This is a genomic window from Nonomuraea cavernae, from assembly GCF_040655715.1.
GTDB classification, from domain to species: domain Bacteria; phylum Actinomycetota; class Actinomycetes; order Streptosporangiales; family Streptosporangiaceae; genus Nonomuraea; species Nonomuraea cavernae_A.
Genome location: NZ_JBFAKL010000016.1, coordinates 184045 through 195168, shown reverse-complemented (window position 1 = coordinate 195168; position 11124 = coordinate 184045). Strand labels below are relative to the sequence as shown.

General features: G+C 70.3%; 8 protein-coding genes. 6 read left to right on the top strand and 2 right to left on the bottom strand.

Going from position 1 to position 11124, the window contains the following annotated elements:
- Positions 1-271: 271 nt before the first annotated feature.
- A complete protein-coding gene (locus AB0I38_RS23835; RefSeq protein ID WP_358471562.1) occupies positions 272-949 on the top strand; it encodes a hypothetical protein in 678 nt (225 codons plus the stop codon).
- Positions 950-1047: 98 nt separating this feature from the next.
- On the opposite strand, the gene AB0I38_RS23830 is transcribed toward AB0I38_RS23835, so the two are convergent.
- Together AB0I38_RS23830 and wecB are read right to left on the bottom strand one after the other, a co-directional pair.
- Complete coding sequence (locus AB0I38_RS23830) at positions 1048-3084, bottom strand: glycosyltransferase family protein (protein ID WP_358471560.1); 2037 nt, start codon at positions 3082-3084, stop codon at positions 1048-1050.
- A 66-nt stretch (positions 3085-3150) separates the two neighbouring features.
- Complete coding sequence (wecB, locus tag AB0I38_RS23825) at positions 3151-4281, bottom strand: non-hydrolyzing UDP-N-acetylglucosamine 2-epimerase (protein WP_358471558.1); 1131 nt, start codon at positions 4279-4281, stop codon at positions 3151-3153.
- A gap of 56 nt (positions 4282-4337) precedes the next feature.
- Here wecB and AB0I38_RS23820 point away from each other — a divergent pair, with 56 nt between their 5' ends.
- The 5 genes from AB0I38_RS23820 (at position 4338) to AB0I38_RS23800 (ending at position 11021) form a co-directional block, all read left to right on the top strand.
- On the top strand, positions 4338-6011 hold the full coding sequence (locus AB0I38_RS23820; RefSeq protein ID WP_358471556.1) for a glycosyltransferase family 4 protein: 1674 nt from the start codon (positions 4338-4340) through the stop codon (positions 6009-6011).
- A gap of 115 nt (positions 6012-6126) precedes the next feature.
- Positions 6127-7389, top strand: coding sequence for a nucleotide sugar dehydrogenase (locus AB0I38_RS23815; RefSeq protein ID WP_358471554.1), 1263 nt, complete (start codon positions 6127-6129; stop codon positions 7387-7389).
- 19 nt (positions 7390-7408) lie between these two features.
- Positions 7409-8497 carry a glycosyltransferase gene (locus AB0I38_RS23810; RefSeq protein ID WP_358471552.1) on the top strand — a complete coding sequence of 363 codons (1089 nt, stop codon included), beginning with the start codon at positions 7409-7411 and terminating at the stop codon, positions 8495-8497.
- A gap of 43 nt (positions 8498-8540) precedes the next feature.
- On the top strand, positions 8541-10328 hold the full coding sequence (locus AB0I38_RS23805) for a DUF4434 domain-containing protein (protein WP_358471550.1): 1788 nt from the start codon (positions 8541-8543) through the stop codon (positions 10326-10328).
- Between the two features lie 27 nt (positions 10329-10355).
- Positions 10356-11021, top strand: coding sequence for an NUDIX hydrolase (locus AB0I38_RS23800; RefSeq protein ID WP_358471549.1), 666 nt, complete (start codon positions 10356-10358; stop codon positions 11019-11021).
- The last annotated feature ends 103 nt before the right edge of the window (positions 11022-11124 follow it).

Here is an 11124-nt window from a genome sequence, read left to right as displayed (position 1 = left end):
CGTCTACCAGGAGCTTCTTTGCGTCATCGGCCGAACATCAGCATCGCGATCATGCTGTGATCAGGACACGCGTCCAGGAGGTTGAAAAACGTTCAGTGTGACGCCGAATGGGGTGGAAGCCGAAACACCCCGTAGAACCGCTGAATCCAGCGAATAGCGACGTTAGTCGGCTGCCCGCCGCGCAGCTCCTCTAGCGTTTCTCCATATGCTGATAGCGCGACATCCGACATTCATTTTCAAGGCTCTTTCCGGCATATGTCTGGGCGCGGTGATGATCGCGGGCTGTTCGGCCGGCGGGGCCGCCGAGCCCGTCGCCGATTCCACGCCCTCGACGCCCTCGACGCCCTCGACGCCCGCCACGCCGGTCGCTTCCTCGGCGCCTCCCGTCGAGGCGGGCCGGCTCCGCCTGGCGCTGCTGCCGGCGCCCCAGGGCATGCGCGTGGTCCATGGCCCCGAGACGGGGGCGTTCGGGTCGCTCGAATCGACGAAGAAGGGGCTGGCGGCCGCGCGCCAGGTCAGCCTGGCCCGGCCCGAGTGCGCCGGCGCCGCCCAGCTCGACGCCGGCGAGCCCGCCCTCGCCAACGCCCCGGCCGCCGTCGTCGCCTACGCCTCCGACCGGGGATCGATCACCCAGGCGCTGGTCGCGATGCCCTCGCCGGTCTTCCCGCCGCCGCTGCCCGCGCAGTGCGCCGACTACGCCGCCGACGTGGAGGGCACCCGGGTGACCTACGGCACGCGGCAGCTGACCATGCCCAAGCAGGGCGACGAGTCGCGTGCCTACCTCACCACGGCCGTGGGCGGCGGCCAGAACGCCCAGGTCGGGTCCGTGGTGATCAGGCGCGGCAACGTGATCCTGAGCCTGCTCGTCGTGGGCCGGAAGGTGAAGTCCGGGGGCCTGTTCGAGCTCGCCCAGGTGGCCGACCGGCAGCTGGCCAAGATCAGCCGGTAGCCGTCGGGCCGGCCGGTGGCCGTCGGGTCGGCCGGTGGCCGTCAGGCCGAACGGTTGCCGTGGGGTCGGCCGGTCGCCGTCAGGTCGGCCGGTGGCCGTCAGATCAGCACGTGGTCGTCGGGCCGGCCGACGAAGGAGAACTGCGCGTTCCTGGTCAGCTTGATGTGGTCGGCCTGCCAGGTGTGCATGCTCGCGTCCGCGCCGCGCCAGTAGACGAAGTTGAAGCGGTCGGCCGAGTAGATCTTGACGCTGTCCTCCTTCAACCTGCGCACGAGGTGGGTGTCCTCGCCGCGGGTGAGGTCGGGGAAGCCGTAGGACCGGAACATCTCCGCCTTGCCGAGGAACGTGCCGCCCTGGACGAGGAAGGAGTAGCGGTGCTCCAACCCGGGCAGGCGGAGCATCGTGGTGTTGCGGCCCTCGAAGTAGGCGTAGTGCGCGCCCTTGCCGACCAGCTCCGCGTCCGTGTAGTCGAAGGCCCGGGCCAGGTCCGACAGGTAGTGCTCGCCGTACAGGTTGTCGTCGTCCATCTTGGCGATCAGCTCGCCCTCGGCGGCGGCGATGCCGAGGTTCATGCAGGCGCCCAGAGACAGCTCGGCGGCGGCGGGCAGCACCACGACGTCGGAGATGCCTGCCATGCGGGCCTTGTCGGCCACCACGACGGGGTCGATGTCGAGCCCGTGCAGCACCATGACGAGCTGCAGCGGCCGGTGGATCTGCTTGGCCACCGAGGAGATCGCGTGCTCGATGTGGGAGGCGCGGTTGGTCGGCAGCACCACCGAGATCGAGCGTGAGCGAGGCTGCACCGGCCGGCCGAGCAACTGGAGGATCTGGTCCACCCGGTGCGAGAACAGGTGCTTGTCGAACACCTCGCGCATGGCCAGGTGGCCCATCCGGGCCCGCAGCTCGGGGCTGTTGATCAGGTGCAGCACCTGGTTGTACGACTCGACCGGCTCGCGGGCGATGGGCACCAGGTCGCCGAACGTCTCCTCGATCGCCCGCGACCAGCCCGAGACGACCGGGGTGGAGCAGGCCGACAGCTCGAAGACGCGGCGCGCGCACATGGTGGGCGAGTCGAGCACCGAGTTGACGTTGAGGAAGACCTTGTACATCCGGTAGGCGGCGAGCATCTGGTCGTAGGGGAGCTCGCCCACGACGTGCGGGCGGTACTTCTCGGGCCAGGCGTACTTCTCGTCGACCTCGCCGTTGCGGGCGAAGATGTGCAGGCCCAGCTCGCGCACCGGGTCGAGGACGACCTCCATCTGCTCGCGCCGCTCGGGGTGCTTGTCGCGGAAGTACATCCCGGCGAAGACCACGTCGTGCAGCCGGCCCTGCTTCTGCTGGATCGGGTTGTGCACGCGGGGCTGGGCGGCGAACTGCAGCACGTCCACCCGGTCGTGACCCAATATTTCCCGATATTTCGAGACCATGTCACCGTCGCAGGTGAACACGTAGTCGAACAGCTTGGCCGTGTCGATGAAGAAGTCGAAGTTGGGCGGGTCCTCCTTGTTCCAGAAGACCGTCGGGATGCCCTCGGCCCGGCACCAGGCCACCAGGTCGCGCAGCGGCTCCTTGGGCGCGTTGGTGCCGGTCATCTGGTAGCGCCAGCGGCCCTGGTTGCCGTGCCAGGCCGACTCGCAGAACAGCAGGTCGGGCCGCTTGTCGGCGAAGATCTCCGGCCAGTCCTTGAGCCCGAACTCGATCTGGTCCCACTCGTACCGGAAGGCCATCCGGGAGAAGTCGTCGAGGATCACCGCGACGCGCAGGCCGGGCCGGTTCACCGGGCCGGCCGGCCACTTCACCGCGGGCACCTCGACCGGCGGCGGCCGGTGATTGGCCACCTCGACCGCCTCGCTGACCGGGATGGGCGGCTTGGGCGCCTTGTCCTTGGACCGGACCGCCTCCAGCACCTTGGCGGGCTTCTTGGAGCCGATCGCCTCGCCGAGCTTGAACGTCCGCTTGGCCTGGGTGGCCTCCAGCTTCCAGGACGCGTAGGCGGCCCGCGCCTCGGAGATCTCCAGGCGCCGGCGCAGCTCCCTGATCTCCGCCTCGTACCTCTCGACGAGCTTGCGCTCCTCAGGCAGCCAGTTGACGGGGCCGAGCCGCTGGTACGTGGGCTCTTCGGGGGTTTCGGCCATGAGGATGCACGCCTATCGCTAGCGGAGGTATGTCATGGTACGGCGTGACCCGTACGGAATGGGGGGTTATTCGGAACGCGTGCCCTGGGCGGCCGGCGAGAGGTTGTCCCCCTTGAGCCAGGCCGAGATCACCCGGGCGATGCGCGGACCGGCGGCCCCGTCCCAGAGCGGCGGCAGGTCCCCGGACGGCGTCGAGGCCCCGTCGGCCAGCGCCTTCTCCGCGGCGGCGGGCAGCAGGGCGGGGGTGACCAAGCGGTTGGTCCCGTGCGTGATCGTGATCGGCCGCTCGGTGTTGGGCCGGACCGTGAGGCACGGCACGCCCAGCATGGTCGTCTCCTCCTGGACGCCGCCCGAGTCGGTCACGACCAGCGCGGCCCCGCGTACCAGCGACAGGAAGTCCACGTAGCCGAGCGGGTCCACCACCCTGACCGAGGCCCCGTCGACCAGCCCGGCCTCCGCCAGCCGGGTGCGCCCGCGGGGATGGATCGGCACCACGACCGGGATCTGCCGCGCGACCTCCAGCACCGACGAGACCAGCTCGCGCGCGGCCTCCGGGGTGTCCACGTTCGCCGGCCGGTGCAGCGTCGCCACGGCGTACCGGGCCGGTATGCCCAGCCGCGCCACCACGGGCGCCGGGTCCAGCGACGGCAGCGCCGAGACCAGGCTGTCGATCATGGGGTTGCCGACCAGGTGCACCTTGGCGGCCGGCACGCCCTCGGCCGCCAGGTGCGACAGGGCGTCGGGGGAGGTGGCGAAGAGCAGGTCGGACAGGGAGTCGGTGACGATCCTGTTGACCTCCTCGGGCATGCCCCGGTCGAACGAGCGCAGCCCCGCCTCCACGTGCGCGGTGCGGACGCCCAGCTTGGCGCAGACGAGGATGGCCGCCAGCGTGGAGTTGACGTCGCCGTAGACCACGACCAGGTCGGGGTCCTGCCCGAGGACGATCTCCTCCAGGCCGACCAGCAGGGCCGCGGTCTGCTTGGCGTGGGTGCCGGAGCCGACCCCCAGGTTCGCCACGGGCTCGGGCAGGCCGAGGTCGGCGAAGAAGACGTCGGACATCAGCGCGTCGTAGTGCTGACCGGTGTGGATGATGCCCTGCCGAACGCCGAGCTCGCCGAGGGCCCGCACCACCGGGGCCGCTTTCACGAAGTTGGGACGCGCTCCCAGCACGTGCAGGACCAGGGGGTTCTCCCTCATTGACCTCGCCTTTCAGAGCGGAAGGGAAAAAACGCTGCCTATGGTACGGTCACCGCGTGCCATCCGACGCCAGTCGTCCAGACTCCCCCAAGGTTTCCGCCAAGTCCGCGCGTGCCGGTGTCAGTGGGCTTCTGAAGGGCTTCGTCCAGCACCCGATCATCGTCTCCCGGGTGGTCTTCACCAAGGTGAAGTCCGATCCGGTGCGGGTCGCGCAGGCCGCCGCCGACGCCCTCCCGCCACGGCTCCGCCCGATCGTGGGCCGGGTCGCCTGGCCGGCCGCCCGCCAGGCGAGGCTCGTGGTCCGCAGGCTCGGCATGCGGGTGATCAAGGCGCCGTGGAACGAGGCCAAGGTGCACTGGGACGCCGGGCGGGTCAGCCAGGCGGCCGAGGTGCTCGACGCCCACGCCAAGTACCCGTTCGTCAAGCGCCGGGCCGCCTACTACCGCGGTGAGCTGGCCGCGATCAGCCCCGACCCCATCCCGCCCGGCCCCAAGGTGGCCGTCGGCGAGCGGGTCGAGGGCCGGGTGCTCCACTGCGTGACCAACGCCCTGCCCTACACCCAGGCGGGCTACACGGTCAGGACCCACCGCATCGTCACCGCGCAGCGGGCCCTCGGCCTCGATCCGCACGTGGTCACCAGCTGGGGCTGGCCGATGTTCCAGGGCCACGCCGACGCCCCGCCGTACGAGGAGATCGACGGCACCCCCTACCACCGGCTGCTGCCCGACGGGCACGGCGAGATGCCGTTCGAGATGCGCGGCCGGATGGTCAAGGGGGCCGAGGCGGTCACCAGGCTGGTCGCCGAGCTGCGGCCGCAGATCCTGCACGCGGCCACCGACCACCGCAACGGCTCCGTGGCCCACGCCGTGCGCGAACGCACCGGCACCCCCTTCGTCTACGAGGTCCGCGGCTTCCTGGAGGAGACGTGGGCCTCGCGCGACCCGGTCCGGGTCGGCAGCCAGCGGCACGTGCTGCAGCGCGAGCGCGAGGCGTTCCTGATGCGCGAGGCCGACGCGGTCGTCACGCTGGCCGAGACGATGGCCACCGAGATCGTCGAGCGGGGCGTGCCGAGGGAGCGGGTCTTCCTGGCGCCCAACGCGGTCGACGACACGCTGCTCACCGCCCACTACGACGGCGCGTCGTTCAGGTCGGCCATGGGCATCGGCGCCGACGAGATCGTGGTCGGCTCGGTGTCGAGCATCGTGGCGTACGAGGGGTTCGCGACGCTCCTGCGCGCGGCGGCGCTGCTGCGTGACGACGGCGCGCCGGTGCGGGTGCTCATCGTGGGCGACGGCACCGAGCGTGACAACCTGCTGGCCCTCGTCGAGGACCTGGGGCTGAAGACCGCCATCCTGCCGGGCCGGGTCGGCCCCGACGAGGCGCTGCAGGCACAGGAGGCCATCGACATCTTCGCCTGCCCGCGTGAGGACCTCCGTGTCTGCCGGCTCGTCACGCCGCTGAAGCCCGTCGAGGCGATGGCGCTCGGCAAGCCGGTGGTGCTCAGCGATCTGCCCGCGCTGTCCGAGCTGGTCGGTTCCGATGGTGCCGGCCTGCTGGTGGCGCCGGGTGACCCGGCCGCGCTCGCCAAGGCGATCGCGGGCCTGCGCGAGGACCCTGCCCGGCGCGCTGAGATGGGCGAGGCCGGACGGGCCGAAGTGGCGGCCAAGCGCACGTGGAGCCGCGTGGCCGAAACTTATCGATCCCTGTACCGGGACCTTGCCGAACGATGACCTCCTGTTTGGCTGTCTGTTGTGACATGTTCAGTCGCATTAGGCGTGAGCTAGGTGGACTTGAGATAACCTTTGCCACCATGAAGTGTTGTTTCCGGCCCTCCAAGGTACAGCTGTGACAGAAATCGACTTGGCTGTCATCGGCTTGGGGTACGTCGGCATGCCGCTCGCGAAGGAAGCGGTGGCCGCCGGACTCCGAGTCGTCGGCGTGGACGTCGACCCCCGCAAGGTCGACGCGCTCAACGCCGGGCAGTCCTACATCGATGACCTGACCGACGCCGACCTCGATCACATGCTGGTCAGCGGTTTCCGCGCCACGCTCGACGAGTCGGTGCTGGCCGCGAGCAACACGATCGTCATCTGTGTGCCGACCCCGCTGGACGAGGATCACCGACCGGACCTGTCCTCGGTCGAGGGGGCGACCTCCACCGTCGCCCGCAACCTGACCAAGGGCACGCTCGTCGTGCTCGAGTCCACCACCTGGCCCGGCACCACCGACGAGGTGGCCCGCCCGCTGCTCGAAGCCTCGGGCCTGGTCGCGGGCGTCGACTTCCACCTGGCCTTCTCGCCCGAGCGGATCGACCCGGGCAACCCCAAGTTCGGGCTGCGCAACACCCCCAAAGTGGTCGGCGGCTACACCGCGACCTGCCGCGACCGGGCGACCGCCTTCTACGGCCAGTTCATCGAGCAGGTCGTGCCCGTCAGCGGCACCCGCGAGGCCGAGATGGCCAAGCTGCTGGAGAACACCTACCGGCACGTCAACATCGCGCTCGTCAACGAGATGGCGATCTTCTGCGACGAGCTCGGGATAGACCTGTGGGAGTCGATCGAGGCCGCGGCCACCAAGCCGTTCGGGTTCCAGAAGTTCCTGCCCGGCCCCGGGGTCGGCGGGCACTGCATCCCCGTCGATCCGTCCTACCTGTCCTACACGGTGCGCAAGCTCGGCTACCCGTTCCGGTTCGTCGAGCTGGCCCAGGAGATCAACGAGCGGATGCCGTCCTACGTGGTGGCCCGCGTGCAACGATTGCTGAACAGGCATAAGAAGCCCGTGAACGGCGCCAGAGTCGTTATGCTCGGCGTTACCTACAAACCGGACATCGCCGACGAACGCGAGACCCCGGCCCTACCTGTGGCGCGTGCGCTGCTGGAACTGGGCGCCGATCTCTCGTTCGCCGACCCGCATGTCAAGGAGTGGTCGGTCGACGGCACACCAGTGCCGCGTGAAGACGATCTGGCCGAGGCCGTGGCCGGTGCCGACGTGACACTGCTGCTCCAGCAGCACGCCGCGTTCGACCTGGACATGGTGGAGGCAAAGGCCCGGCTCGTGCTCGACACCCGCGGTGTTCTCACCGAGGGTGAACGCGTCGAGCGGCTGTAGCGACGGAGGGCTGCGCGCAGTGCACGTGCTCGTCATGACGGTGGTGCATAACCCCGAGGATGCGAGGATCTTGCATCGGCAGATCCGCGCCCTCGTGGATGCCGGTCATGAGGTCACGTATGCCGCTTCTTTCACGGCTCACGGGGTCGTGCCCAGGCCGTGGGTCACCGGCGTCGATCTGCCCCGGGCCGCTCAGCGCAAGCGCGTCGCGGCCGTCCTGGCCGCCCGCCGGGTGTTCAAGCGGATGCGCGGCAAGGTCGACCTGGTGCTGATCCACGACCCGGAGCTGCTGTTCGCCGTCTGGGGCGTGCGCAACAGCCCGCCCGTGGTGTGGGACGTGCACGAGGACACTCCGGCGACGCTCTCGCTCAAGCCGTGGCTGCCCTCGCTGCTTCGCCCGCCCGTCCGCTTCCTGGCCCGCATGCTGGAAAGCACGGCCGAGCATCGCATGCACCTGCTGCTGGCCGAGACGGCCTACGCGGGCAGGTTCAAGCACGCCCACCTGATCGTGCCGAACGAGACGTGGGTGCCCGACTCGGTCACCCCGCCGGGCGACGACCGGGTGGTCTACCTGGGCTGGCTGTCACGGGCGCGGGGCGTGCTGGAGGCCATCGAGGTGGCCCGGCTGCTGCAGCCGTACCGGGTGGCGGTGGAGCTGATCGGCTACGCCGACCCGCAGAGCCGCCCGCTGCTCAACCAGGCGGTGGCCGAGGGCCTGCTGGAGTGGCGTGACTTCATGCCCAACGACGAGGCCCTGAAGCGGCTCGACGGCGCGCTGGCCGGGCTCTCCCTGCTGCACGACGAGCCCAACTACCGGCACTCCATGCCCACCAAGATCATCGAGTACATGGCGCACGGCATCCCCGTCATCACGACTCCGTCGCCCCGCGCGGTCGAGCTGGTCGAGCGATACGAAAGCGGCGTCGTGGTGCCCTGGGAGGACCCCAAGGCCGTGGCGCAGGCCGTGCTCACCCTGCGGGACGACGTACGGGAGCGGCGGGCGCAGGGCGCGCGCGGCTACGCGTCGGCACGTGCCAACCACCACTGGCCGAACTCGGCCAAGCGGTTCGTGGCCCAGCTCGAAGACTGGGCCGGGGTGCTGAAATAGCGGCTTATCTCCGGCAGATCCCGAGGGCGGTAGGTTCTTCAACGTGCGCTGGCTCTTTGTGTTCCTGGGCGCAGTGATCCTGGCCGCCGTAGCGGCCGTGATCGTCGTCCTTCCCGATGACCCCCCGTCCAAGCCCGTGAGCCGGCAGGTCAGCGCCACACCGACCCGCGACGACCCCACACCCCAGGTGAGTGAGTTCACCGACCCGTGCGGCACGTTCGACACCGGCGAGAAGGCCCCCTACGCCGTCACCGGCTACTGGGTCACCCCCAAGTCCAACCCCTGCACCTGGCGCAAGCAGATGCAGGAGATCCACAGCCTCGGCGGCGACACGGTGATCAGGATCGGGTACGGCCTGCAGTACCGGGAGCTCGACTCCCAGGGCCGCGTCCGGGCCAAGGACGGCAAGGTCGACTCGCTCTACGAGCCGTGCGAGGAGGACGGGCTCAGCTGCCACGACGCGGCCGAGCGCGACCTCAAGGCGGCCAACCCGGGCAACCGGATCGCCCGCACGTACGTCTACCGCACCGACGAGGCGTTCGGCCCCGACCTGTTCCGCTGCGCCCAGATGGAACGCTCGATTCCGGCGGGCAAGCGCGTCTACTACCGGGTGCTGGCGCCCATGGACGGCTCCGACGACGCCACCTGCGACTTCGGCAAGGCCAAGCCGTACGACCTGATCCTCATCGCGGGCGCGGCCAATGACAGCCTGACCGAGCTGCTCGACCTGGGCGACCGGTTCGGGCTGAGGGTCTTCCCCGCGCTGCCGCTCGCGCCGCGCGACCCGGAGGTGCCGATCCGGGCCAACCCCAAGCACCTCGGCACGCTGACCACGCTGACCCGCCGCATCCTGCAGGACTACGGCGTGCGCTTCGCCGACCGCGCCTCGCTCGGCGGCGTCTACCAGCCGTTCGAGGTGCAGATGTCGAGCACGCTGGTCTCCAACCCCACGCTGAGGGTCTACGCCGACCAGCACACGATCGTGGAGCAGGAGCTGCCCGACAAGCCCATCCTGATCAGCCCCTACCTCGACGCGCGCAAGCGGGTCCCCTTCGGCCAGACGCCCAAGCAGGTGGCCGAGGGCTTCAAGGCGCTGGCCCAGACCGGGGTCGGCATCATCGCGCCGCAGGACAGCCGCGGCACCGGCAAGGTGGGCCTGTTCTGGCCGGACGAGCGCGGCGAGGAGGTGGACGAGCGGCTCCGCCCGGTCGTGGGGGAGAGCACGTACGGCACCGCCTACCACGGCTCGACGCGCGACTACTACCGCGAGATGTCGCTGGTCCGCGAGGAGATGCTGGAAGCCGGCCACGAGGTGCAGCTGTGGGCCAACGTCGAGGCGTTCGAGCCGTCGGGCGACCAGCCGTGCGCCGCCAGCGGCACGCGCGGCAAGACCGACAAGAAGCGCCTCGACCAGGCCGTCACCATGGCCGGCCGATACGTCCAGAAGATCGTCTCGTACATGTGGAGCGACTTCATGACGTGCGGCTCGCCGTCCCTGGAGACCGAGGTCATGAAGGACTGGGGCCGGCCGATCGCGGTGGACGCGATCCGGCACGCGCGCGACGTCCAGGACGGCATCGAGGTGCGCGGCTACAACCTCACCGACGGCACGGTCACCGTCGAGTGGCCGGGCGGCTCCGTCGATCTCGACGTGGCCACCGCCGGCTGGCTGGACGAAGACCCGCTGGAGGAGCTGCCAGAGGGCATGCGGACCGCCTGGGTGCCGTTCGACTGGGGGCAGGCGAAGCCCGGCGACTGGCTCAGGATCGGCGTCCGGCTGCCCTCGGGGCAGGAGACCACGGAGCGGCTGCACGTCCGCGTCGGCGCGTGAGCGGCCGCTGAGTGTAACGTGCGTGCCATGGTTCCGTGCGTGCCGGTCAGCGTCGACCTGGTCGTGCTGACCGTGCGCGGACAGGCGCTCTGCGCCCTCGTCTGGCGGCGCGACAACCCGCCGTTCCTGCGGCGCTGGTCGCTGCCGGGCGGATTCGTCCAGCTCGACGAGGACCTCCCTGCCGCCGCCCACCGCCTCCTGGGCGAGCGGGCCGGCCTGCCGGGCGCCCCGGTGCACCTGGAGCAGCTCCAGACCTACGGCTACCCCGACCGCGACCCCCGCCAGCGGGTCGTGAGCGTCGCCTACCTCGGGCTCGCGCCCGACCTGCCCGCCTCCGAGCAGGCCCACATGAGCTGGCGCCCGCTCGACGAGCTGGCCGTGATGGCCTTCGACCACCGCCGCATCATGCTCGACGGCATCGAGCGGGCCCGGGCCAAGCTCGAATACACCCCGCTGGGCGCCGCCTTCTGCCCTCCGGAGTTCACGGTGGCCGACCTGCGCAGGGTGTACGAGATCGTCTGGGGCCGCTCTCTCGACCCGCGCAACTTCCACCGCAAGGTCACCAAGGCCGAGGGCTTCCTGGTGGAGACCGGCGCCACCACCACCCGCGACGGCGGCCGCCCCGCCAAGCTCTACCGCCGCGGCCCCGCCGACCTCCTCCACCCCCCGATGCTCCGCTCCCTCAAGGTCTGAGTTCCGCACCGCCACGACCCCCGCCACATCCAGATGCTCGTCCCGTGGGGCACGCTCGCCTTCCGTGAACGGCGTCGATGCGGCCGGGGTGAGGATGCCGCTG